The 24329-nt window shown below is 66.4% G+C and carries 24 protein-coding genes; 12 read left to right on the top strand and 12 right to left on the bottom strand.

Annotation, left to right across the window (positions count from 1 at the left end):
- Window positions 1-213: 213 nt before the first annotated feature.
- On the bottom strand, window positions 214-519 hold the full coding sequence (locus AZG88_RS14210) for a hypothetical protein (RefSeq protein WP_061698054.1): 306 nt from the start codon (window positions 517-519) through the stop codon (window positions 214-216).
- Window positions 520-615: 96 nt separating this feature from the next.
- On the opposite strand from AZG88_RS14210, the gene AZG88_RS53595 reads away from it, so the two are divergent.
- Window positions 616-831, top strand: coding sequence for a hypothetical protein (locus AZG88_RS53595; RefSeq protein WP_061698053.1), 216 nt, complete (start codon window positions 616-618; stop codon window positions 829-831).
- A 19-nt stretch (window positions 832-850) separates the two neighbouring features.
- On the top strand, window positions 851-1111 hold the full coding sequence (locus AZG88_RS14200; RefSeq protein WP_061698052.1) for a hypothetical protein: 261 nt from the start codon (window positions 851-853) through the stop codon (window positions 1109-1111).
- Window positions 1112-1230: 119 nt separating this feature from the next.
- Here AZG88_RS14200 and AZG88_RS14195 read toward each other — a convergent pair whose 3' ends face one another.
- The 8 genes from AZG88_RS14195 to AZG88_RS14160 all read right to left on the bottom strand — a co-directional run bounded on the left by AZG88_RS14195 (window position 1231) and on the right by AZG88_RS14160 (window position 9644).
- Window positions 1231-2802 (bottom strand): DEAD/DEAH box helicase, encoded by a 1572-nt coding sequence (locus AZG88_RS14195; RefSeq protein WP_082833308.1) that lies wholly within the window; start codon window positions 2800-2802, stop codon window positions 1231-1233.
- Between the two features lie 27 nt (window positions 2803-2829).
- Window positions 2830-3354, bottom strand: coding sequence for a hypothetical protein (locus AZG88_RS14190; protein ID WP_061698050.1), 525 nt, complete (start codon window positions 3352-3354; stop codon window positions 2830-2832).
- 70 nt (window positions 3355-3424) lie between these two features.
- Window positions 3425-4150, bottom strand: coding sequence for a hypothetical protein (locus tag AZG88_RS14185; RefSeq protein WP_331712264.1), 726 nt, complete (start codon window positions 4148-4150; stop codon window positions 3425-3427).
- Window positions 4151-4170: 20 nt separating this feature from the next.
- Window positions 4171-5529 (bottom strand): hypothetical protein, encoded by a 1359-nt coding sequence (locus AZG88_RS52575; RefSeq protein WP_061698049.1) that lies wholly within the window; start codon window positions 5527-5529, stop codon window positions 4171-4173.
- A gap of 81 nt (window positions 5530-5610) precedes the next feature.
- On the bottom strand, window positions 5611-6933 hold the full coding sequence (locus AZG88_RS14175) for a ParA family protein (protein WP_061698057.1): 1323 nt from the start codon (window positions 6931-6933) through the stop codon (window positions 5611-5613).
- 5 nt (window positions 6934-6938) lie between these two features.
- Window positions 6939-7280 carry a hypothetical protein gene (locus AZG88_RS14170; RefSeq protein WP_061698048.1) on the bottom strand — a complete coding sequence of 114 codons (342 nt, stop codon included), beginning with the start codon at window positions 7278-7280 and terminating at the stop codon, window positions 6939-6941.
- 51 nt (window positions 7281-7331) lie between these two features.
- Window positions 7332-7532: a hypothetical protein gene (locus AZG88_RS14165; RefSeq protein WP_054248316.1), complete on the bottom strand. Its 201-nt coding sequence runs from the start codon at window positions 7530-7532 to the stop codon at window positions 7332-7334.
- Between the two features lie 33 nt (window positions 7533-7565).
- Window positions 7566-9644 (bottom strand): FtsK/SpoIIIE domain-containing protein, encoded by a 2079-nt coding sequence (locus AZG88_RS14160; protein ID WP_061698047.1) that lies wholly within the window; start codon window positions 9642-9644, stop codon window positions 7566-7568.
- A gap of 1199 nt (window positions 9645-10843) precedes the next feature.
- On the opposite strand from AZG88_RS14160, the gene AZG88_RS14155 reads away from it, so the two are divergent.
- The 8 genes from AZG88_RS14155 to AZG88_RS14120 all read left to right on the top strand — a co-directional run bounded on the left by AZG88_RS14155 (window position 10844) and on the right by AZG88_RS14120 (window position 20322).
- Window positions 10844-11176 carry a hypothetical protein gene (locus tag AZG88_RS14155; RefSeq protein ID WP_054248314.1) on the top strand — a complete coding sequence of 111 codons (333 nt, stop codon included), beginning with the start codon at window positions 10844-10846 and terminating at the stop codon, window positions 11174-11176.
- A gap of 36 nt (window positions 11177-11212) precedes the next feature.
- On the top strand, window positions 11213-11572 hold the full coding sequence (locus AZG88_RS14150; RefSeq protein WP_061698046.1) for a hypothetical protein: 360 nt from the start codon (window positions 11213-11215) through the stop codon (window positions 11570-11572).
- The gene (locus AZG88_RS14145) at window positions 11569-14607 is read left to right on the top strand and encodes an ATP-binding protein (RefSeq protein WP_061698045.1); all 3039 of its coding nucleotides are present in this window, start codon (window positions 11569-11571) and stop codon (window positions 14605-14607) included. The genes AZG88_RS14150 and AZG88_RS14145 overlap by 4 nt, the downstream gene beginning before the upstream one ends.
- Window positions 14604-16706: a hypothetical protein gene (locus tag AZG88_RS14140; protein WP_231913993.1), complete on the top strand. Its 2103-nt coding sequence runs from the start codon at window positions 14604-14606 to the stop codon at window positions 16704-16706. The genes AZG88_RS14145 and AZG88_RS14140 overlap by 4 nt, the downstream gene beginning before the upstream one ends.
- The gene (locus tag AZG88_RS14135) at window positions 16706-17536 is read left to right on the top strand and encodes a hypothetical protein (RefSeq protein ID WP_061698044.1); all 831 of its coding nucleotides are present in this window, start codon (window positions 16706-16708) and stop codon (window positions 17534-17536) included. Before AZG88_RS14140 ends, AZG88_RS14135 begins: the two co-directional genes overlap by 1 nt.
- Complete coding sequence (locus AZG88_RS14130) at window positions 17533-19080, top strand: peptidoglycan DD-metalloendopeptidase family protein (protein WP_061698043.1); 1548 nt, start codon at window positions 17533-17535, stop codon at window positions 19078-19080. The genes AZG88_RS14135 and AZG88_RS14130 overlap by 4 nt, the downstream gene beginning before the upstream one ends.
- A gap of 31 nt (window positions 19081-19111) precedes the next feature.
- A complete protein-coding gene (locus AZG88_RS14125) occupies window positions 19112-19699 on the top strand; it encodes a hypothetical protein (RefSeq protein WP_061698042.1) in 588 nt (195 codons plus the stop codon).
- A 62-nt stretch (window positions 19700-19761) separates the two neighbouring features.
- Entirely contained in the window at window positions 19762-20322 is a 561-nt protein-coding gene (locus AZG88_RS14120; protein ID WP_061698041.1) for a hypothetical protein, read from the top strand.
- Window positions 20323-20907: 585 nt separating this feature from the next.
- Here AZG88_RS14120 and AZG88_RS52570 read toward each other — a convergent pair.
- Complete coding sequence (locus AZG88_RS52570) at window positions 20908-21321, bottom strand: hypothetical protein (protein ID WP_061698040.1); 414 nt, start codon at window positions 21319-21321, stop codon at window positions 20908-20910.
- A 47-nt stretch (window positions 21322-21368) separates the two neighbouring features.
- Here AZG88_RS52570 and AZG88_RS14110 point away from each other — a divergent pair, with 47 nt between their 5' ends.
- Both AZG88_RS14110 and AZG88_RS14105 read left to right on the top strand, forming a co-directional pair.
- Window positions 21369-22337, top strand: a complete 969-nt coding sequence (locus AZG88_RS14110; protein WP_231913991.1) for a hypothetical protein — start codon at window positions 21369-21371, stop codon at window positions 22335-22337.
- A complete protein-coding gene (locus AZG88_RS14105; RefSeq protein ID WP_231913990.1) occupies window positions 22324-22926 on the top strand; it encodes a hypothetical protein in 603 nt (200 codons plus the stop codon). The genes AZG88_RS14110 and AZG88_RS14105 overlap by 14 nt, the downstream gene beginning before the upstream one ends.
- A 2-nt stretch (window positions 22927-22928) precedes the next feature.
- On the opposite strand, the gene AZG88_RS14100 is transcribed toward AZG88_RS14105, so the two are convergent.
- Both AZG88_RS14100 and AZG88_RS14095 read right to left on the bottom strand, forming a co-directional pair.
- A complete protein-coding gene (locus tag AZG88_RS14100; protein ID WP_011599406.1) occupies window positions 22929-23273 on the bottom strand; it encodes a helix-turn-helix domain-containing protein in 345 nt (114 codons plus the stop codon).
- Between the two features lie 202 nt (window positions 23274-23475).
- The gene (locus AZG88_RS14095) at window positions 23476-23943 is read right to left on the bottom strand and encodes a helix-turn-helix domain-containing protein (protein ID WP_020476731.1); all 468 of its coding nucleotides are present in this window, start codon (window positions 23941-23943) and stop codon (window positions 23476-23478) included.
- Window positions 23944-24329: the final 386 nt, after the last annotated feature.

The following is a 24329-nucleotide window of genomic DNA, read 5'->3' as shown; positions in this document are numbered from 1 at the left end:
TCGTCCTTGTAGACCATCGGGTGGCCGTTCTTCGACTTACGAATTTCGAATCCCGCTTCCTTCAGGGCCTTGAGGACCGCTTTGGTGTCCTTGTCCAATCCTGTCACCTCCGTTTCTGTTTGACAACTAAAGACTACATTCCAAGTTGTCAATTGACAACTTGGAATGTAGTCGGGCCGCTGACCTGCGAATTCATATCCCCAGGGAGGGTGCTCAGTTCGCGGACGGGGCCGAACCCTGCGGGGCGGTGTTGGCCGGGGCGCGCCGGTAGCCGTTTCCGGCGCCGGTGGTGTGGAGGCGGTCGATGTTGATGGTGACGACGCGGCCAGGCGCGGTGACCTGACCGGTGTCGGTGTCATGTGCCTGGACGACGGTGCAGACCGCGACTGCGCCGAGCGAGCCGGCGTCGTCGAGACCGTCGATGCGCAGGGTGCGGACGACGGTGCGGCGGGGATCGTCGGCCCAGAGCTGGCCGATGCGAATCTCGTCGCCGTGACGGTTGGTCAACGTGTTGGTCACTGAGTTCTCCTCGGTAGGAATGATTCTCCTCGGTAGGCCTGCCTACTTTACAGCTCTACGCTGTGACGTCAAAGCCCTATTCGACACTGCTCGCATATGGCCATCGCCCACTTCCGGGCGGTGCACGAGTTGCAACCTTACAGCGCTAAGCTGTATTTCGTGATTCGAGCAAGCCCCGAGAGGAGAGGTACGGAAATGTCGCTGCTGCTCACCATCGCCCTTATCGCGCTTGTACTGACCGTGGTCTGGAAACACTTCTACGGGCTGGCCCGGTTCGCGGGCATCATCCTCATCCTCAAGGGGTTGGTCTGACCCCCAAGAGATAACGCCAATGTGGACCTACCGTCTGGTGGCGGGCGCGGCCATCGTTCCTCAGCTCGGTGCTGTAGCGGCGGGTGTGATGCTGTGGCTCGGCGCACAACTGTTCGGCGCCTACCGGCACCGGGTGTGGGGCTCACCCCTGGCCCGACTGGTATTCACCCGCGTTCCGGGCCTGCGGGTGCTGAACCCGCAGCACCGTCGGCGGCGTTCCTCGAAGCCTGACCGCCGGGAGAGCGTCGATCGGCGACCGGGGGCGGATCGGCTGGAATGAGAGCTCGGGCGTCGCGTTGGCGCGCCGAAAGCCCATATGGGGCATAGCTGCCCATATGGGCTATAGGTTCTCGCGGAGTGTCTGTTCCGATCCGTCTCTACCTGGCGAAACAGACTCAGTTATCGGACGTCCTGGAATTCCGCTGCAGGCGGGATCGGCTGATTCCCCGCCCTTTTCCTCGCACAGGTGTCGCACCGTCCGCATTCTGTGTTGTCGTCGAGGTCTGGGTCGTCGAGTTGTCGACGAAGGAAAGCCATGCGGCAGCTATCGGTGTGCTGGTAGTCGATCATGGCCTGTTGCTCGGCGTTCCGAGCGTCCTCGAGTCCCTCGTAGCGTTCCCGGTCGTACGTCCACCGTGCTCCAGTGTCGATCCACCCGCCGCGTACTCGCCGCACTACGCCGTCTACCTCGAGGACGCGCAGGACCATCTCCGTCCTCCGTCGATGAAGTTCGGTTTTCTCCGCTAGCGCCTTGATCGTGTGGGGCTTCTTCTTGTCGAGTGTGTCGAGTAGTCGCCGGACAACCTCTTCTCGGGGGAATGCGAGGGATCCGAAGTAGTCCCAGATTTCCTGGTCCTCTCGGCCCGGAAGCAGGATCACTTCCGCTCGGTCCGTGGCGCGGCCGGCGCGGCCGATCTGCTGGTAGTACGAGATCGGAGACGCTGGTGCGCCCACATGGATGACAAACCCGAGGTCGGGCTTGTCGAAGCCCATGCCCAATGCGGATGTCGCGACAAGTGCTTTCACTCTGTTGGCCAGAAGATCCGCTTCGAGCGCTACGCGCTTGTCGGCGTCGGTTCTCCCGGTGTAGACGCAAACACTGTGTCCGCGCTCCGAGAGTGCGGACTCCAGTTCTCCGGCCGCGGCGATAGTCAGGGCGTAGATGATGCCCGAGCTCGGCAGGTCACCGAGCCGATCTGCCAGCCAGATGCCGCGGTCGACGTGATCGTCGAGGTGAGTTACGGACAGGTGCAGCGAGGGCCGGTCCAAACCGCCCCGCAGGACGATCGCGCCGTCGTTGCTGCCGCTGGCTCCGACGCCGAGCTGGGCGGCAACGTCGGCAATCGCGCGGTCGTTGGCCGTGGCGGTGGTCGCTAGGACTGGAATGCCGTCCGGCAGCTGAGCGAGGAGGCCGGCGATGGCCCTGTACGAGGGCCGGAAGTCGTGCCCCCAGTCCGAGACACAGTGCGCCTCATCGATGACGACCAGGCCCGCGGTCGCGGCGAGGACTGGCAACACCTCCTCACGGAAGCGTGGATTGATCAGGCGCTCGGGGCTGATCAACAGCACATCGACCCGATCGGCGGCTATATCGGTGCGGATGCTCTCCCACTCGCTGAAGTTGTCGGAATTGATCGTGGCCGCGAGCACTCCCCCACGCTGCGCTGCTCCGACTTGGTTTCGCATCAAAGCCAGCAACGGTGACACGATCACCGTGGGGCCCATCTTTCGCGATCGCAGTAGCCTCGCGGCCACGAAATACACCGCAGACTTTCCCCACCCTGTCCGCTGCACCACCAGGGCACGTTTGCGGTGCACGACGAGCGCTTCGATAGCTGTCCATTGGTCTTGATGCAATGTCGCGTGTGGTCCTGCAATGTCGCGCAGCAGCTCTTCCGCGTGATCGCGAAGATTTACCGGCGGAGCCAGGGTGGGGACGTGTCGTTCTTGCTGGTCATCCACTTGTTTCATCGTCATTCTGGGTTCTGGCGGGGGTCGCTACTGGGTGCAGTCGATGTGCACGGACAGGTAGACCCGGCCGGTGCCGTAGGGGGAGTTCCAGTCCTGCGGGGCCGCGGCGGTGGCGGCGATGTCGAGTTGGTCGGGCTGCGACCAGTCCACCGATCTCAGGCTGTCGAGGTACTTGTTCGTGGTGTCGATGTCGCCGGAGAGGCCCTGGTCGGTGTTCTCGACGGTCAGCACCTGCGACGGGTGTGAGGTCTTGATGATCCAGCCGTGGGGGGCGCTGATCTCGACGGCCAGGTCGTCTCCGTTGCCGAAGCATCGGGCGGTGACGTCTTCGGGTCTGGGTGTGGTGATCTCGTTGTCGGAGTGCTGTTCTCCCCAGCCGATGATGATGCTGCCGAGGTCGTCGCTGGAATCGGTGACGACGGTGCCGCTTTGAGATGCGGACACACTGGCCGCGGCGCGGCCGTCGTCGCCGCCGCACGCGGTCAGCGCAGCCAACGCGCCCACGGCCACGGCGGTGGCGGCTGCGGATCTGCGGATGCGGTGCACGCTCATCTGTTGGTCCTCTCCGGGATCGCGAAGGCGGCCGACACGCGGCCGGCCGCCTCGATGCGTGTGACGGTGTTTAGGTGATGACGTCGACGAACCAGCGGCCGTCGATCTGTTTGGTGGTGATGGTCTGGGTGAACTGGGTCGCTGGTTGACCGGGGCGCATCTCGGAGAGGACCACCGAGTAGTGGCCGCCGGAGATGGTGATGGTGCGCAGGCAGTAGTTGGTTCCGATCGGGACGGTGTCGATGCCGGCCTGGATCTTCTCCGGTGCCGGGAGCGGCGAGTCCGGCGCGGCGAGGGCGCGGGCGGCCTGCCCGGATCGGGTCACGTAGTAGGCGTGCTCGAACGCGGCGATCACCCCTTCCCCGCTCTTCTGGTCTCCGCGGTCGGTGCGGCACTCGTCGCCGACGTCACTGGCGGCTGTGGGGCTCTGTGCGGCCTCGGGCGTCTGCGTGGGGGCGGGAGTGACCAGCTCGACGAGTGCGGCCGCCGACGGGGCTGCTGGCGTGGTTGTTGCGGACTCGTCGGGCTGCAGCACGCTCCAGCCGACGGCACCGGCCGCGGCGATGGCCACCGCGGCTGCGACGGCGATTTTCTTGCCGCCCCGAAGGGCCACCTTGCGTGCTCGTTTCGGTGGGGTCGGGTGCTGCGCTGGTGCGGTCAGGTCGGCGCGGCCGCCGGGCGACGCGGTCGTGCTGCGTCGGCCCGGCGTCGCCGTGGTGGTGGGTGCGGCCCCGAGAGTGTCGATCACTGCCGGATGCCGGGTCGACTTGCGCGGTGTGATGCTCGGCCGGTTCACGGCCACCACCCCTTTCCTGGTTAGGCTGCGGCGTTCTCGAAGGTCGACAGGAGCGTGTTGACCTCGTTCGGCATGGCGGTGCGCAGGTCGGCACCGGCCTCGAGGAGCTGGCTGCCGCCGGGCTGTTCGGCCACCCAGGAGGCGGCCTGCGCCCCGGCGTCCTGGACCTGGTCGACGGCCGGGGTGGCGGCCGGTGCGGCCTGTTCCGCCCAGTCGGTGGCCTGCTCGAGGACTGCGCTGCCGGTGGAGCTGGCGGTGGCGGTGTCGGCGAACTGTGCTGCGGCCTGGGTGTTCTGCTCGACGAACGCGGCCGCCGGCTCCAGGTCGATCACCGGAGCGGGCTCGGGAGCGGGCGCCGGGGCCGACTCGACTGCCGGGGCCTCGGGGGCCGGTGCCGGGGCGGGTTCGGGTGCCTCGCCCATGTTCTCGCCTGCGCCGTATGCGGCGCCGATGGCACCACCGATAGCGCCACCGACTGCGGCACCGGCAACAGCAGCCGGGAGCCCGACGGCTGCGGCGCCACTTGCAGCACCGATACCCGCACCGGCGGCGCCGCCGGCGACCACGCCGGGAACCGCGCCGACGATGGGCACCGTAATCGCGCCGACCGGTCCCATGATCGATACTCCTGCGACCGTGCCGATGACCGCGCCACCGGCGGCACCGAGAGTTGCGGCGGGCACACCGGCGACGACCGCACCGGTTGCCGCACCGAGGACGACACCGGCAGTGGCGCCTGCCGCGATCCGGTCCGAGCGGGTCGTCTCGACGCCGAGCGAGTTGAAGAACGTCGCACCCTGAGCTTCGAGAATGGACGAGGTGTTGTTGAGCTTGTCCGCCTCCTCCCGGGGGAGCCAGTCGGGCCGCGGGCCGCTGAGTGCGCCGAAGCGGTAGGTGTCGGGGGCCGCCTGGATCGGGGCGACGGGCTTGCCCGGCTCGGGGGCAGGTTCCGGTGCCCGGTACGCCTCCGGGACCACCTGCTCGTCGGACTCTGCCGACGGCTCCGGGGCGTAGTAGTAGGTGGGCTCGTTGTAGGTGGGCACCGAACGGGTCGGAGCGTTCTGGTACTCCACCGGGATCGGGATGTAGGTGTCCCAATCCTCGGTCGTGCCACCGCCGTTGTCGGCTTCCTGCGCAGGCGCGGCGGGCTCGGGGGTGGGGGTGTTGACGCCGGCCTGGCCGCCCTCGTTGGTCACGCCGGCCTGACCCCCGTTGTCGGTGATTCCGGCCTGACCGGGTGCAGCGTTCGCCGAGGGGGCGAGGGACAGACCCGCGGCGATGCAGGCGGCCACGACCGCCGCGGTGGCTCCGATCGGGGCGGTGTGCTTACGGTGCCGTCCGATCTGTCGGCGTGCGGCGCGGTTATCGGGAGTGCTCATCTCGGTTGCTGCCTTTCGTGGGTGACGGGAGATTCGGGGGGCGGAGAGAGACCTGGGCGGGCGGGTGCGAGGGTGGCCGGATCAGCGCGCGGCGGTCATCAGTTCGACGACGGTCGCGGCGATCACGGTCAACGACGTCGTGGTGGCGGGGCGGAGTCTGGCGGGGACGATGCGTTCACCGGAGGCGAACAACGGCTCGAAGGGCATCCGCAACACCGGCACTGCGTATTCGCAGAACGCCTCGACGGCGTCGTGTTCGACGATCGGCGCGTCGCCCGGACCGTCGGTGACGACGACGATCGTGCGGTTGAGAACGTCGCTGCCCGCGGCGGACAGGTGCTGCAGCAACCGTTCGGCGGACGAGGCGGCGTCGAAGCGCAGCGGGGCCGGGATAACGAGCACGTCGGCGGCCGAGATCGCCCACTGCCAGCTGCCGGCGAGGGGGTTGTTGCCGGTGTCGGCGACGAGGATGTCGCGGTGCTGGGCGAGGATGTCGGCCAGTTTCGCGGCGTCGTCGTAGCTCAATCCCGACTCCGCGCCTCGGCGGCCGGCGACGATGTCTTCACCGGACGGCTGGCGGGTCATGTATCGCGACAGTGCCGATGGCCGGATCGTGGCCGCGGCATCGGTGTGGGCGGCCAGCAGTCCGACCACATCGCGCCCCTCGGTGGGAGGAACACCGACCCGATCGGCGAGGCTGCCGCCGATCTCGGCGAGATCCGCGCACGCGACCGTGCTGCCGCCGCGCACGGTCGCCAGCGTCTGGGCCAGGGCCACCGCAAACGGGGTCTTGCCGACCCCGCCCTTGCAGCTGGCCACGGTCACGACCGAGAAGTCGGGAATCGGGCTGTTGATCGTCGCTTCGGATGCGCGCAGCCGCATCTCGGCCGAGTTTGTCTTCGGAGCAAGGCTGAGACCGAGGACCGCGTTGAGCCGGCCGCGCATCCCCAGACGCGCGGGTTCCCCGGCGCCCGGGGTGACCTCGGGCGCCACCAGCGCCGACACCGCCCGGCGGGGCGTGCTGGCTGCGGGGCCGCGCGGGCGGCCCTCGTCGGGGGCCCGGCGAGCCGAGTGGCCGATGGGCTCGACCGTGACACTGACCGGCTCGGGAACGGCGTCTTCATACGGTTCCGGGGCGGCGGGCGCGGTGGGCACCACGGGTTCGATGGGGCCGGTCGGGGCGGACCGCGACGCGGTGCCGTCGGGTGCGACCGTGATCTGGGTGGAACGTCCCGAACGCTGCACCGCGACCTCCACCGGGCCGCCCGCTTCCATCGCACGCGCCTGGCTGTACTCGTAGATGCGGTTTTGGATCGGCTTCCCGTCGGTGGCGACGATCTCCTCGTCGGTCCCCGCGATACGCGCGGTGGTATCCGAGAGGATCTCGACAGTGAATGCGTTCACGGGGGTCACCCTCCGAATGCGCCGACGGACAGCTCGGAGTCCATCTCGGCCACGGTCTTGTCGGCGTTGTCGAGTGCGGCGAGTGCGTCGGTGCGGGCCTGACCGTCCGGGAGCAACTCGATGATCTGGCGGCGCAACGTGACTGCGGCCTTGAACTCGTCGAGCCGGGAGCGGGTGAGTTCCTGGTCGTCGGAGAGCTTGGGCAGCCAGGTCGGCACCGCGTCCTTGAGAACCCGGCGCAGTTCGGTGATCACAGGGTCGTTTCCGCCCTTCGTCGCGAACGGCTCCCGCAGGATCGTGACGTCCTCGGTGGTGGGGGTGATGGACTGGGAGATGCGGCGGCTCATGACTGGGTCCTCCTGGTGTGGGTGGTGCGATGAATAGCGGGTGGGTGAGGTTCAGAGACGGGGGGCGGTGATCGGCCCGAGAAGGCCGCCGATCGTGCCCCCGGCGAGGGCCGCTGCGCCGGCCACGGAAATCCCTGGCACTGCTGCGGTGAAGGCACCGCCGGGGGCATACCGGTGGGTGTCGGATGCTTCGTCGTGGCGTGGGAGGCCGAGGACTGTGCAGATGTCCTGGGCGTCGGTCTTGTCGGTCATTGCGATTCCTTTCGTTGAGGCTCTGTGGGCGTGTCAGACGGTCGTGAGGACCTGGTCGGGTTCGGGAAGGAACACCACATCGGTGGGGCCGTAGTGGACGTTGGTTTTCAGTCGTCCGCCGGTGCCGATCGACAGCGTCGTTTCGAGGACGTCACCGGTGTCCTTGTCGCGGATGACGGTGACCGCGTCGACGGTCACCGGAACCTCGTTGCCCTGGTCGTCGTCGAGGAGGATGACCATCCCCTCGGTGACGGCCGAGGCCGGGATCGCGTCAGCAGGGCTGTCACCGAGCACGACCGGCTCGAGAACATCCCCGCGCTCGCGCGCCCGCTGTGCCAGAACTCGTTCGGATTCGACGAAATCGCGCAGTTCCTTCGAGTAGAACTGCAACGTCGGCGGCTCGACTGGGGTCAGTCCTCGCACGATCGCCTTTTCTGCCTCCGAGAGCTGGTTCCATTTGTTCGGGTGCGGGTCGACGTTCGGGGTCCACCACATCTGCGCGTCCACCGGGGATCCGTCGAGTGAGGTGACCACGCCGCGGCCGGGGACGGAGGTGTCGACCTCGCGGCCAACCGTGGAGTCGCCCCACATCATCAGCGCACCATCCTGGGAGAGGTGACCGAGGCTCATGCGGGTGCCGAAGTTGTCACGGGCATTACCGGAGGCACCACCAAACAGCGAGGCGTCCGGGCGTTGCACCCCGAGCAGCAGGCGGATGCCGGCCGAACGGGCGAGGACAGCGAGATCCGCCCACGCGCCGAGCGGATCGAGTTCTTTGAGCAGTGCACGGGTTTCGTCGTCACCCGTCTTGGCTAGCGCCTGCCACTTCCCGGAGAGGATGAAGAACTCGTCGAGAACCGCGATCATCAACGGCAGCTGGGACGGTTCGATCTTCTTCACGTGCACGTACCGGTTACGGGCCATCATCTCCGCGTGCAGGGCGCGCACCAGCATCGCCGCGCGGACAAAGTCGTAGACGATCGCAGCACACCCGGGGTAGCCCTCGAGACCGTCGAGTTCGATCATCTTCGGATCGACCCCGAGGAACGGGATACCGCGGCGAGCCGCCTCGGTGAGCAGAGTGCGGATCACCGAGGTCTTGCCGCCACCGGTCGGGCCGACGATCAACGCGTGCGGCTTGTTCGACTTCGTCGAGACATCCCAGAACAGACTCAGGTCGCCGGCCCCGGTCGCGTACGGCAGGTGGCGCAGGTTCTCGTCGACCAACTCGAGCGGGTGATCGACACGGGTGGGCAGCGGCGCCCGCAGCCGCATCACCAAGAACCCTTCGGACGGGGTCCACTGGGTGGCCCAGGTACGGCCCGACTCGTGGTCACCGGCAAGGGAGGCGAGCGCTTCCTCGACCTTGGCCTGGAAGCCGCGTGCCCCACTGTTGAGCGAGGGAGTGAAGGTGATCATGTAGCCGGTCTCGACACCGTTCTCGTCGCGGGTGTCGACGGTGACGACCGGGTCCTTGAGCGGGCCATCTTTGAGTGCCAGCTCAAGCGCCTTGTGACGCGCCGAGCGGGTGTCCGCCTCGGTCAGCTTGCGGGTAATCAGAATCCGGTCGCGGTGCGCGTCGTGGCGGACGGTGTAGGTGTACTTCCCGGTGCGCGACCCAGCCGATCCGCGGACTGCGGCGGTGAATTCGTCCATCTCCTTCGGGCGGATGATCGCACCGCGCGGCAGCTTGATCTTCGCGGTCCGCAACGTGCCGATGCCGGGCGGGAACGGCACGCTTACTTTGACCGGCAGGTGCCGGGTGGTCTGGCGGATCTGAGCCTCGAGCATCACCCGCTGGCGGTGGCCACGGAACCGGGCGATGTCGACTGCGGACCAGGCCGCGCCGAGGAGTGCGAGCGGCAGCGTGTGCTCGTGGAGTGCGGCGAGGATCTCGCCCATCCCGTTGACCGTCTCGACGACGGGGGTCTCCGCCAATTCGGGTGCGTAGAAGGCGAGGCCGGCAGCGGCTACCGGAATGGGGGCGAAGGTCCGGTAGGGGGCGACGGCGGGCTTCGCCGCGGCCGCCTGCTCAGCGCGAGCGTTGCGACTGCCCGGTCCCGGACCGAACAGCTCGGCGAGGAAGTCCTTCAGCGGATCTCGCTGCACCATCGCCTCGCTCCTCTCGTCGTGTCGAGCCCGGTGCCTGTGTGGTCGGGCGTTGTGGATGTGCACCTTGGCAGGACTGCACGGTTTGGCTCAACCAGCCCTGTGGATAACTTTTTTGTGCCCGTTCGGAGGGTCTGGCTGCGGCACCGTTGTGGAGGGTCGTTGCGGTGCGTGCGCTGGATGTGTCGGGGTCTCTGAGGCATCCACGCCGGAGCCCGTGTCCGGGACCTCGAAGCGACCATGCGGAGGTGGTCTCGGAGAGCCTCTGGGGACGGTGTCCACGACCCCCTTTTCGAGGGCCGTGGCGGACCCTCCGAGACGGCTCGCGCGGACCGTCAGCGAAGCGTCCGAACGAGGGTGCGGAAACCACTCTCACGGGTGGTGCGCGGTGGCCCGAAACGGCGTCCTCTGGGGCTGCCGGGCTGGTCGCTGGGCGTCGTCATCGAGCCGCTGATCGACCCCGCTTCCTGTGCCCCTTCCGACCGTCTCGCACAGCCTCTGAGCTGCACTCTCTGAAATGGGTTGGCGCGGCGGGATTTCCATAGGTACACTCCCCCCTAGGCCCGAAGGGCCGGGGGGAGTGACCCCGAAGGGGAGGGCGTTTTCGCCCCTCTTTCGGAGCGGTCCGAAGCACCCCCTGTAGCACCGCCTGATTGCACTCCTCTGAGCCAGGCCTTCGCATCGCTCGCTGATCCCCTGCCTCGGAACCCCGTCCGGGCCTAGCTCACGCCGTGCTGCCGGACCGGGTCTCCCCCACCTCGTCAGCGCTTGTGGCGCAGCCCCTTTTCCGAAGTCCGAACAGACAGTCGGACAAGACCCCTGCGCAGCGTGTGTCGACGCACCACGGAAGACCCCTGCGAAGGCACCCCTAGAGCTTCGCCGTCACCGGGGTGTTTCACCGTGCACGCCGCGGGCCATCACACGGGCTCTGAGGACGAGGGCTAGCCGTGACAATCTGCCGTCCCGGTGCGGGTGTCCTCGTCCACTCGGCGGAGGCTGTTGCCCGACCGGCCTTGCCGACGTCCTGGGTGGGGTCCGTTTCGGACCGGTCTCCGGCGGGCGGTTCCACCTGGCCCGGGCCCTGGTGTCGATGCCCGGGACAAAGTTATCCACAAGGCTGGTTGAGAACTTTCGGTCACTTCTCCTACGGTCTCGCGCAACCACATTCGTGGCATCGGTTCGCAACCTGTTGGAGAGGCATCATGTTCGCTATCGCTTCCACCGTCGTCGACTTGTCAAACACGGCAGCTCACCCCTCGGCCGTACCCGGTGTCGTGACCCTTGCCCAGGAGGCGGACGTCAACACCAGGAACCTTCGAGACTGGATCGGCGACAACGTCGTCTTCACCATCCTGGCCGTCATCGCCTGCGTCGTCCTGATCGGTGGCCTGAAGGGAAACCTGTCGAAGGTGTTCACGGTCGGTGGGCTGACGGTGGTGGGTCTGGCATTTCTCGGCATCGCCAACTCCGAGACGGCGGCCGCCGGTGTCGGCAACTGGTTCCTCGGCCTCATCGGCCTCAACCCCGGCGCCTGACCACGCGAGGTGTTCCCACAGAGGAAGGGGCGATAGGTGATCAACAACGACGACCTGCTGTATCGGGTGGACCGCCACTATCTGGGCCCGACGGGATACACCCTGCCGGTGCGGATTCGGTACACCGCCGGACTCGTCGGTGTAGCGGTGTTCGCGGTGGTGTTCTTGATCGCCCGCGCCGTTCTGCACCTGCCGCTCGGATACAAGTCGTGGCTGACGATGGCCCTGGTGACCGTCTTCGTCACCCACCACATCGCCAAGTACGTCACCCCGGACCGACCCCTGCGGTCGGTGTTCAAGGCTGCCTTCAACGATCTCAATGCCCCACGGCCCCCGAAGACCGGGGAGACGGTCACTGTCACCCTCCCCGACCGGCTGACCGACTCACACCGATGACCACCTACGACGACAACGACATCGCATCGCTGTTCGACCCTCAACTCGAAGACCCGGTGCCGGTGATCCCGCCAGGAGCGCTGCCGCCGTCATGGGCGGCGGGACGGCAGACGCCGGCCCCACAACCGGGCCCGCGGGCGTGGTCGGAAGTGGAGTTCCCTCCGCACCCGGTCACCGAGGTGCCCGAGGAGGTCGATCCCCGGGCAGAGGACCCCGCCGTCCTGGCCGAAGACACTCGCACGCCCGAACGCCGGCGCAAGCGCTCCAAGCGCCGCGGGAAGACGCCCGCCGATCGCGAGAAGGCGGCGGCGAAGAAGCGCGCCGATCGTGCCCGGAAGGCGGTGCGGCTGCAGCTGACCGGGACCTCCGGTCACATCACCCGCACCTCACGCACGTCGACGGCGTGGTTCGTGCAGAAGCAGGGGCCGTGGAACTTCCGCACCACCGGCAAGCAGCGGCGCTTCATCCGGGACGAGGCGATGGTGCTGACCAACCTGCAGCAGGCTGGTGTCGAGCGACTGCACCGGCGACTGGTGCGCACCCCGTTCCCGGTCGAGCAGTGGGCCAAGGACCACGACCAGTGGGCTGCCCCGATCGACGACGTCCCGGGCGCCCTGTCGTGGGCGGAGTACCTGCGCGGGCAGCAGCACGCGATGCTGTGGTCGAACGCGACGATCAAGGGCCGCTACTGGGGCATCGAACTGCCGCAGCGGTCGGTGCTCGGGATCGGGCTCGACTACCTCGCCAACACCCTCGGCTACGTCGCGAACTGGCCGCTCCTGGGCACCCTCTCGTCCCTGATCACTGGCTGGGCCGACGACGCCTTCGCACGCGAGGAGAAGGCGCTCGCCGATCATCTCGCCGAACTCGAACGGATCATGGCCGGCCGCGGAGTCAACGCCGCCCCAGCATCACCGACTGCAGTCGACTACCTGCTGCGCCGGTCGGCGACGATCGGCCTACCGCTCGCTGCGGGCGGCGGTGCCGCCGGTGCCGGCGACTGGGAAGAGGACGATGTCGCCGCCCTCGAAGACCTCACCGACCTGTCCCTGACACCCGGCGATGGCTACACCACCGTCTCCGGCGTCGTCGAGGGCCGCCGCTACACCGGTGCGGTCATCGTCCTGACCGTCGGACGCATGGCCCCGCTCCCGATCCCGGAGCGGATGCTGCCCTGGCAGGTCATCGGCGACCCCTCCGGTGAACCGCTGGAATGGTCGGATCGGATCGAGCTGCACGACAAGGCACAAACCATCCGCACCATGCGCTCGCTCACCGGCAAAATCGAGAACCAATTCGACCACTACACCGTCGAACACGACGAGGTCCCGCCGAAGGAACTGGCCGAGCAGCACACCCGCGTCCAGGACGTCATCTCCGACGTCGAAGAGGACCACTCCGGGCTCTCCACCCGCACCTCCGGTTGGTACCGGGTCGCCGTCGTCGGAGCGACCCCCGACGAGGCCCGCAAGAAGGTGGCCGGTCTACGGGAGATGTACAAGCCGCACATCGCCCTCGAGCAGGAGCACGGTCAGTTCCAGCTGCTGCGCGAATTCATCCCCGGCGAGCCCCGGGCGAACATCGCCCACACACGGCACATGGACGTCGAAGCCGTCGCCGCGGGCATGGCCACCGCCGGTGACCGGATCGGTGACCGCCGCGGAGTGGTACTCGGGGAGACCTCGTCGATCGCGCCGCGCCCGGTGATTTGGGATTGCTTCGCCGCGCACGAGATCAAGCACAAGTCCGGGCTGACCCCCATCGTCGCGGTGCCCGGTTCGGGTAAGACGTTCCTGGCCGGGATGATCGTCTACCAAGCGGTGCGCGCGGGCGCCTACGGTGTCGTCCTCGATCCCTCTGGACCGTTGAAGGAACTGGCTAATCTGCCCGAGTTCCGGGACATCGCCCGGGTCTACGCGCTCACCGGCCGCGACTCACGCCCCGGGGCGCTCAACCCGTACCGGGTGATCATCGACCCGCGGCGCGACGACCCCGAGTACGACACCGGCCACACGGACTTCGCGCGGGCCGCGGACCCGTTCGCCGCGGCGCAGGCGAAGTACGACGCGGACATGCGCGCCGCGGCCGCCGAGCGGGTCGAGGTCGCGGTGTCGGTGCTGAAGATGATGCTCACCGAACGGCATCTGCATCTCGAGCACACCGAATCGGTGCTGCACCTGGCCGCCAATCGGGTCGGCGGGGATCGCGACCACAATCTGGGTGAAGTGCTCGACGCCATCAAGGCGATCGGTGAGACCGATCCCGATCAGGCCGTGCGCACCTGCGCCAGTGGTGTGTATCAGCAGCTGGAGTTGATGTCGCGGCTCGCCGAGGCCCGGGTGCTGTTTCCCGAGGCCGGCACGGTTGGCAGCGGCGTCGACGACTTCGATGCCGATATCCGGCTGACCATCCTGACGATGCCCGGTCTGCAGCTGCCCCCGGAGGGCGTTCCCTCCTCGCAGTGGACGCCGCAGCAGCGGATGACCGCTCCGCTGATGCACATGGCCGCGTGGCTGGCGAATCGGCTGGTCTACGAAAAGCCGAGGCACGTCCGCAAGGTGCTGTTCCTCGACGAGAACAAGTACCTCGAATCCACCGGCGCCGGCCGCACCCTGAACCTGCGGATCGCCCGCGACTCACGCAAGTTCAAGGTCCGCGCCCTGGTGTGCTCGCAGCTGCCCGACGACTTCCTCGGCCTCGACGGCACCGACGACAAAACGGCCCTGACCTACGAGGTTTTCGTGGGCGACGTCGGCGGCGACCCGCACGCCATCGACGGGGCGCTCAAGCTCCTCAAACTCCCTGCCGGGCAGGGTTTCGAGGCTTTCCTCGCCGAACTCGGCAGCGGCGGTGAGGACACCCTCGACGAGGACACCGACACCTCCTACCAGGATCAGGCCCGCCGGTGGATGGTCCGGATGGCCGACGACGTCGAGTTGGTCCGGTCGAGCTGGGTCCACTTCGTTCACCTGTCCCACGTGTTCGCCGCGTTGAACTCGAGTACCGCGAAGAACGTCCTCGGAGGTGCCGCATGAACGCGCAGCGGTCCCCCAGCCATCAGATGACCTCGAATCGGCGGCTGGCGGGTCGGCTGGGGCGTCTTCTGGCCGTCTTGGCGCTGGTGCTGGCCCCGTTGCTGGTCGGCCCGAACTCCCCCGTCGCGGCGGCCAGCGGTTTCGCGTGCGACGAGGTTCCCGCCCCGGAGTACCCGAAGGGGGCGTTCCCCGCTGTTTTCGACGCGACCAGCACGGACCGCCCCGGCAACGGGGGCACCGGATACACGGACTACGGGTGGGCCGGCCTGCAGTGGTACACCTACGATCTCGGTTGCGGCGCGGATCTGGTGCGCGCCCCTGGAGCGGTGACCGACACCAATTGGGGCAACATCTTCCTCGGGGTCGGGAAGTCCCTGGCCGCGGCCGCATTCTGGCTCGATGATCAAACCAAGACCGGTCAGGCTGCCGAGGACGCCGGGATCGCACCCGCAATGGAGCAGTTCGACGGGGTCGTCTCCTCGATCTCCAATGGCATGCTCGGCGTCTACGGTGACTGGCTCGGTATCGGATTGATCGCGGCCGCCGTGATCGTGCTCTGGCACGCACTCAAATCGAACGCGGCCGGCGTCACGAAATCCCTGGCCGTCGGCGGGGCAGCTCTCGCCCTCGGCGCGCTGCTCGTCGGCGCACCCCAGCAGGCCATCCGGCTCGCCGACGACACCTTCGGGGCCGTGATCACCGATACACAGAACGAGATGCTCTCGGTCTCCGGCAGCGGCGGCAAAGGACCCCGGGACGTGCTGCTCGACGACATCTTCCTCGACGACTGGCGCAAGGGCTGGTTCGGCCCGAACTATCACGACGACGACAACAAGCTCGGTCCCAAGCTGCGCGACACGCTCGCGTTCTCCTACGAGGAACAACAGCAGATCCAGAACGCACCGGACTCCAGTGTCGAGAGCGACCTGAAGGCCCAGAAGGAGAAGGCTTTTCGCGAGAACATCGTCCAGCCACTCAGCGAGAAGTACGGGCTGTCCTACTACACGTTCCAGGGCAAGGACTCCGGTCGCCTCGCCATCGGCTTCATGGCGATGGTCAAGGTCGGTATGCCGTCCATCCTGTGGATCGGTGCATCGGTGCTGAAGCTGATTGCGCTGCTCGCGATTCGCCTGGCGATCTTGTTCGCACCGATCTGGGTACCGCTCGCGGCCGTGCACGCGGGAACGTTGATGCGGGTGTGCCGCATGCTGGCCAGCGCCTACATCTGGGGGGTGGCCGGTGCGGCCATCGTCTCGCTGTACCTGATGGCCCTGGTGAAGTTGTATGTCACCGACAACGGGCAGGTCGACGGGTCGTGGCGGCTGTGGTTCATGGTCATCTTGACCCTGGTGTGCTGGTTCATCATGCGGCCGTTCAAGCGGGTTTCTCAGACCTTCACCCAGAACCGCGCCGGCGCTCTCAACCGCAAGGCCCGTCACGCGCAGTCCTCGATGAAGCAGAAGTTCTTCAAGGGCGCCAGCGCGGTCGTCGGCGGCCCGGCCGGCGCGATGGTCGAGGAGGGCGTCGGGGCGCTGCGGAAGAAGACCAAGGACGGCGGCACCGACGAGAACGACTCGGGCAGCAACTCGGCAGTCCCGGCCCGTCCGGAGGGGCGCGAGCTCAACCAACGGCGCCGGCACGAAACTGATCAGTCCCGCATCAAGGCCCGCAAGAAGATGGACCTTCTGCAGCGGCTGGCGGACTCACGCAAGGATTCCCAGAGCCAGAGCCGTACCGGGGCGGGCAGCAAGGGCGACGACCATGAGCAGGACAACAGCCACAGCCACACCCGCGGCGGCCGCGGCCGCAGCGCAGTCCTGAGTGCGCTCGGCTCCGGTGGCGGTGGCGCCAGCCGTTCGGGGAGCGGAGCGAGCCACGGTGGCGCTCCGCGAGTCAGTGAGACCTGGGACGGCGGAGCGGGTTCGGCGATCGCCCCGACGAAGGTCTTCACCCCGACCCGCAAGGACGTCTCACCCGAGAGGGTGCCCGCCATGTCGGCGGCCTCCGGCAATGCGACTCCGCCTCGGTCGAATGCCCGCCTGTACGAGCCGTCCCTGGCTCCCGAAGCGCGCAAGCACCCGAACGAGAGGTACAGCTGATGGCCCGCCCCGCCGGGAACCCGGTCCTCGCCCCGATCCGTCGGTGGGTGCTGTACTCGCGCACCAACCTCACGATCAGCGTGGCCGCCGTCCTCGGAGTCCTGTTCCTCGCCGGCACCGTGTTCGGGGAACCCCTCACGCCCACACGTACGCCGACCACAGCGGCAACGACCGGCTCAACGACCACCACCACCGCGGCGCCGTCAGACGAGATCACCTACGACCTCGTCGAGGTGACCGAGTCGGCCATCGCGGGCAAGACCGCGGCCGCGGTCGCGAAGAGTGCGCCGGCCACCGCGATGGCCTACGCGCACAGCTACGTCGACATCTCCCAGTCGAATACCGAGTGGAGGACCAAGCTCGGCCGATACACCACCGACACCCCCGGTGACACGATCGTCGCCGCACGTTCCCAGGTGCCCGTCGCGATCACCGGACCCACGACCAGCGAGATCGTCACCGGCACCGGTGACGATCGGCGGGCCGAGGTCACCATCCCCACCCAGGCCGGCGACCTGCGCGTGACCGTGCAGGTGGCCGAGTCCCCGAACGGGCCGAAATGGCAGGTCCAGAACCCCTTCCCCACCCTCGACCGCGACGAGGTCGGCAAGCTCGGTACCTCCCCGTCCCTGGTGAGCGACCCCGCGCCCGCCTCGCGTACGACCACCGCATCGTCGACGACAACCTCGGCGACGGAGCCCACACCATCGGCCACGTCCGATTCCGAGCCGTCACCGCCGGCTTCGTCCGACTCCGAGCCGACACCTGTGCCGGTGCCCGGACCTATCCCGATCCCCGACCTCGACACGCCGATCCCGGGGGCCCTGTGACCCTGCGCCGACGCGGGACCGCGCTGCTCCTTGCGGCCGCGGCCACCACAGTCCTCGGGACAACGGCGTGCGCACCTCAGCCGGTCATTCCTCACGATCGGTGCAAGACCACCTCCGCCGACAACGACCCGAGCACGGGTGGCCTGCTGCGCGCCTCCGGGCCGATCACTGCGCCCACGAAGGCTGGGACCACCACGTTCACTTCCGGTTTCGGGCCACGATGGGGTACCGAGCACAAGGGCGTCGACTTCGCCGGCGCAATTGGTACCCCGATCTACGCCGCCCTCGACGGCGTCGTGGTCCGCTCTGGTACGGCCACGGGATTCGGGCACTGGATCGTTGTCGATTCCCTCGTCGGCGACACACCGGTCTCTACCGTGTACGGGCACATGTTCGCCGACGGGCTGATCGCCCGTGAAGGCCAGCAGGTCAAGGCCGGGGACCACATTGCCAATATCGGTAACGACGGTGAGTCCACCGGCGCCCACCTGCATTTCGAGTACTGGGAAGGCGGCCGCTTCCAAGGCGGCACCGCCGTCGACCCGATGGCCAAGCTCGGCGGCGCCGCAACGACCACCGGTACCGCCGCGGATTCGGAGAACATTGAACTCGCGGCCGCGACTTCGCCGATCGACTGCGCGGGCTTCGGCACCGTCGGTGGTGGTGAGCTGGCCGCCGGCTCGGTGCCGCCAGAATTCGACCCGTGGATCCGCAAGGCCGGCAGCATCTGCCCCGGCATTCGGCCCCCGATCCTGTCCTCGCAGCTCTACGCCGAGAATCAGTTTCGGCACGGCGCCAACGCCCCGGTCTCACCGTCGGGTGCGCTCGGGCCTGCGCAGTTCATGCCCGGAACGTGGGCGACCTGGGGCAAGGACTACGACGGCGATGGCAAGGTCGACCCCAATTCGATCGGCGACGCCGTCATGGCCCAGGGGCACTTCATGTGCGCGCTCAACGACCAGGTCAACGCCGCGCTCGCGGCCGGCACCGTGACGGGAGATCCGGTCGAGCTGTCTCTGGCCGCGTACAACGCCGGTTTCGGTGCGGTGCAGTCGCACCGCGGTATTCCCCCGTATGCCGAGACCCAGAACTACGTCGCGAAGATCTTCCTCGGTCAGGCTAAGTACACGTCCCTGAGTTCCACCGGCCGCTTGGTCCCGAACGGGTCTAAAGACGGCGGCCAGGTCGTCGCGGCCGCCCGCCAGTACCTCGGCACCCCGTATGTCTGGGGTGGAGGTAACACCGGCGGACCGTCTGGCGGGGGCTTCGACTGTTCCGGACTGACCAGCTACGCCATCTTCACCGGCAGCGGCGGCGAGGTCACACTGCCGCGGACCTCGGAGCAGCAGTGGACTGTGGGCGTCGAAATCCCGATCGACCAAGCCCAACCGGGCGACCTCGTGTTCGGATCCTGGGCCGCTTCCGGACCGGGTCACGTCGGCGTCGCTCTGGGTGGTGGGCGCATAATCCACGCCCCGACCACGGGAGACGTCGTGAAGGAAGCGCCGCTGATGAGCGGGATGAAGGCACGGAGGGTGATGTGATGAGTGGACTGCCCGCAACTGGAGGACCGAGATGAGCGTGCGTCGATTCCTGGCCGTGGTGGTGATCCTCGGCGCCCTGGTCGCCGTCCTCGTCTATGCGTGCCGGCCGAACACAGAAGATCCGCAAACCTTGCCTGCAGAGACTTCGACGTCGTCCGCCCCTGCACCGTCGATCACCGTCGCTCCAGTACCTCCGCCGACCACTGCGGCACCGGCTCCGGACGCCGCCGCGGCGGAAGGCGTCGCCCGCCAGGCCCTGTCGGTCGCGTTCACCTGGTACCCGGCCACCGACCAGTCCCCCAACGACGGCTTCGTGCGGGCCCGACAGTGGCTGACCGACAGGCTCGCAGCGCAAGTGGCCATTCCAGTCACGCCCGAACGCGGTCCCGGCGTGCAATGGGGACGGTGGGCCACCACGAACGCAAAGGTCGTCGCCGACGTGCTGATCGGCTGCTCCGGCTGCCCGCCCGATACCGACACCCTCATCCACCGCGTCGCCACCATCCACCAGACCGCAATCACCGGGGACAACGCCGTCCCTGTTGACCCCAACACCATCGTCTGGGTCACGCTTACCAAGACAGGGGGCAACTGGCTCATCGACACCATCCGGTACTGAACGCAGCAACCACCGCATCGAGTTCGACAACGCCGTACTACGGCAACAGGAGGGGAACCAAAATGTCCAGCAGCCGTGCACTCGCCGGGCTCGCGCTCATCGCCATGATCGCCGCGACCCTTGCCGCATGCTCAGGCTCGTCGAGCGATGACACTCGGCCCGGCAGCGTCACGCCCGCCGAATCGTCCGGCGGATCCGACGGGTGGGACGGCAACATCGCCATCGGCGTAGGCAACCGCAAAGGCATCGACCTCGTGACCCTTCCTACCCCGGACCAGGTCGACGTCGAGTGCCACGGCGAGGGCGACAACCTCACCATCGACGTCGCCGCACCGAACGGGTGGAACGCTACCCTCACCCACGGATCCCAAACCGTCACGATCGAGAACGAGAGCCTCAACTACCCAGCACACGACTTCGCCGAATCCCCGGGAGCGATCGAGGCCGTCAGCAAAACACGACCGAAGGGCAGCACCAAGCAATTTCCTCTCGGCATTACCTGGGACAAGCCATCGGTCGGAGAAGTCGAAATTCAGGTCGACGACGACACTCCGCCCCACTGGATCGTGAACTCGCCGTATGACGACCTCGACATCTACATGCATCTCAACTGCAACGGGTAACGGAGATTTCGACTCGCCGAAGCATCAATTTCTCACAGTCGCCACACCCCGTATTGCGAATCGGCACGCATTGCAGTTGGGGGGCACCACGCGTGCCGGGCGAACCGGCACCAGCTCTGAGTAGCTATGCCAATCTGCCTGCCAGTCGCCCGGCTAGATAGGTTCGATGTTTGAGTACCGCAGTTCTGTTCTCCAGCAGCGAAACACGACTTCAGGATGGTTTCTCCACCTCACCGCCGACTACGATTACGCGCGCAGAGCTTGGTACCGAGGTCCCAGAGACCTTCTGGTTGCAGCTATCCGCGGTGCTGATAATCTAGCCACCGCGCTCCCGCCCGGGAGTTCCCTGAAGCCCGTCGGGGCGGCTTCAGATGCAGCGTCAAGATGTGGCACACGTGTCTTCATATGCGCCCCAATGGTCCCGGGTGGAGGTTGATAATGACGAATCGTGTTTCAGAGGCTGTCGATCGACTGTTTCGCGTAGCGACCTCAGGTGAAGCGTCTACGCTTACAGGATTGATGGAGGCAGCAGCCCGGGACCGGAAGCGCCCGATCACCGTCGTTCAATCCAACAAGAGCCTGCCGCTAGGCGTTTTCGGCCAATGGGTTCAACATCCCGACCGGGACGAGGTTTCCTGCGCTGACTGGGTTCACGCCCGCGAGCGCACGCTTGCCCACGAACTCGGCCACATCCTGCTCGGGCATCGGGGCCGACCTGCCCGCGAGTTCGCGGAAGAGTTTCTTCCAGCAGCGGCTCATGGATTGGCGAAGATAATGCTTCGGCGCGAGTGCAGTGACGGACACGACGCTGAGGAAATTGAGGCTGAGGCGTTCGCGAGCAGACTCCTTGGGCGGGTGAATAGTAACCAAGCATCCCGCAATCCCGGTGTGCGCGCTCGCCTCGACGAGGCGATCAGGTGACCGCAACAGCGGCGGTCGCAGTCCTTCTATGGATAGCCGCAGCCAGTCGGTTCCGTAGGTGGTGGTGGGCTCGCACATGGAACCTGGTCGGTGTTCTGACTGTCTTCACCTGCATGGCCGCCCACATGACAGTCAACCTGCCGCTCTTCGAGAGCTTACTGAGAGGCGCACTTGGTCACTCAAATGGTGCTGGCGCGGTCAAAATGGTCCTGTTTAGCGGAATCTGCTTCGGTGCAGCCATACTCGTGACAGACCTTATGGCTCCGTCCGATCGACGTCGCGCACAGCTCATCCGGCTTCATGCGTTGCTGTCAATGGTCACCGCAGGCGGGTCAGTGGCCTTCTTCTTGACTGCCCCGGAAGTGCCGGAACAGCGCGACGGATATACCTTCGACGACCTGTATGCCCACACTCCCGGATATGCGGAGGCCGGCATTACCGCGATGCTCTACCCGTTCCTTCTCTGCATCGTGGTGACCATCGTGACGGCCGGCCATGCCGACACGCGGACCGCGACGGGTCGTGGCTTGATGGTGCTGTGCCCCGGGGTTTTCCTGCTCACCGTCTACGCCGGCATGCGAATCACATACGTTCTGGCCGCGTCTACCGGTGCAATCGATCCGACTCCCCGAGTCTTCGACATCACTCAGGTTCTTGCGCTCGTCGGGGTCCTCATGGTCACCATCGGTGTGCTGTGGCCGACGATGGCTCTCTGGACGGCCGCCCGCCGGGCGTTGCGAGATTTCTTCGAACTCCATCGGGTGCTCACTACGCGCTGGCCTGGTGTCATTCGACCCTCCTGGAAAGGTAGCAGCGCCACGGATCGCGTTGCCGACCGCGCCACGGAAGTGATGGACGCCCTTAGCATCGCCGCCCAAGCCGCAGGCCTCCCCCATGGCGCCCCGATTCCCGAGGACGAAGCGCCAGTTGCAATAGTTGAGTGGATCCTTACCGGCTTCACACGGGAAGAGTTGCCCCAGGAAGCTCTCGGCGCTCCGGAGGGCGCCTCAGACGTCGAGTGGGTGCGCACTCTCGGCGTCGCTTTCAACACCGCACGACAGGAAAAGTTGGTGGCCGCAGATGGCGATGACTGAGAATCAAACCCGCGGCGACCGTGTTGATCGCCTTGCCAGAGCATTGACTGAGGTGGGAGCTCCTTGGGTTCTCAACATTGTCTCGTCACTCTTCCTGGGCGTGTACCTTGAGGCGACGGCATGGGGGATCTTCGTCGCCATGATTTCCGGCGGCCTCCCCATGGCCTTCATTCTGTTCGAAATCTGGCGATCACGGATCGGCGATCACCATGTGACCGAGCACCGCGAACGTCACCTTCTGATTGTCGTTATCTTGGCAATCGTGCTTGCGGGTCTCGTCATTCAGATCTGCGCTAATGCACCCGCAGAACTGATCGCCTTCACGGCCGCAGGGTTTGCGACGTTGCTGGCCATCGGGATAATTACCAGCGTCGTTCGGTGGAAGGTCAGTGTGCACACTGCTGTCTCAGCGGGCATCACCGTGATTCTCATGCTCGCTGTCTCACCGATTTGGGTTCTGGCACTAGCGTGCACGCCCACGATCGGTTGGTCTCGGGTGCGGCTCGGTGATCACACGACTGGTCAGGTCATCGTGGGTGCATTCGTGGGCTCCGTCATCGCTGGAGGCACGTACACACTGTTCACCTAGTCCTATTCGGGACGCCGGAACGGGAAGTACGTTCGTGCTGCAATATTCTGGTCTTCGGCGTCTCGGAGATCTTGGATGTAGGCGATATAGCCCTTGATCTCCTCGTAGACATCGTCGTCATTGAAGTAGTCCATTGGTACTGCGAAGACTCGACATATGTCTCGCAGCGTGGTCCAGCTCGGTGAAGATCGCTTTCCGGACAGCAACTGCGACATGTATCCCGGCGTCATATTGCCGCCGGCGGCTCGGATGGCCTCGACAACCTCCGCTTGGCTGTAGGGGCCTCGCCCCTTCGGATGGACCGTGTCGAATAGATGTCGCAGCCTTTCGGCGAAACTCTCGCTCACCGCACATCCTCCAAACTTCAAGCTTCGCCGGTAGTTGGACATGAGTATAGATGTCGTTGACGTCGCCTTATTGCAGTAGTTACGGAAGTGTTTACTGTTGCAAGTTTGCAGTAGTAAAGTAGGCTCAAGATCATTCACATGAACGACAGAAGGCGAGGCACCGGTGTCACGGAGTTCGGGCACGCCACCGCGCACGAGGACGTCAGGCGGGCATGCCCGGCGGCCGGCTCCGCGCCCGCTGATGCGCGTCCCGCAGCTCCGCAATGGAGATGTCGAGCGCAGACGACAGTCGCTCAGCAACGTTGTCGGACAATGCCGTCTCCCCACGCTCGATGCTGCCAACCACGGCAGTACGGACCCCGGCACGCGCACCGAGTTGCGGTTGGGTCAGCCCCAGCAGAACCCGCCAGTCGCCCGGGAAGCGCTCCGAGACTGGGATATTCACAAAGTCGGAGATGGGAACTTCAAGAACAGCGGCAACCCTCGCCAGGACGTCAACTTGGGGCGATGCAGTGCCCTTCTCCCACCTTCTAATCGTGGCGACGCCGACGTCGGAAAGCCGTGCCAAATCCGCTTGCGACCAGCCGGCGTTGCGGCGCGCGCCAACCAGGGCGGACGGAGTAAACCCGCGCATAACTCGCCGACTCACCGAAATAATCCTGCCGCACATGTGGTCACTGGTAGACACTGTGCCGCCCTCCCGTTACGATGCGCACATACGATCGGTTTTAAACGATCGCTTTTATATGATCGCACGAGAGCGACATGGGGGTGGAGCTAAGAGTCGAGCCCTATTGCAACGAGAAACCCCCTGACCGTTAGCGGCGGCCAGGGGGCTCGAGCCTCAACGGATTAGCGGTCCGTTCAGGCACCATCAGCAGATTGGAGTCTCTGCAATGAACACGATAGCTGGCGCCCAAAGAGAGCGCGGTAAGCGGCATCCAGCCGTGGCGCGATCGTTAGCCACTGCCGACCTGGTGCGCATCACGAGATATTGTCAATACCTGTGGATGAGTGAGTTTCAGGCGACCTCCGATCCGGCGTTGGCGGGCTCGG

It is taken from the genome of Rhodococcus sp. LB1 (assembly GCF_001583455.1).
Lineage (GTDB): Bacteria > Actinomycetota > Actinomycetes > Mycobacteriales > Mycobacteriaceae > Rhodococcus_F > Rhodococcus_F opacus.
This window is presented reverse-complemented; position numbering and strand designations above follow the sequence as displayed.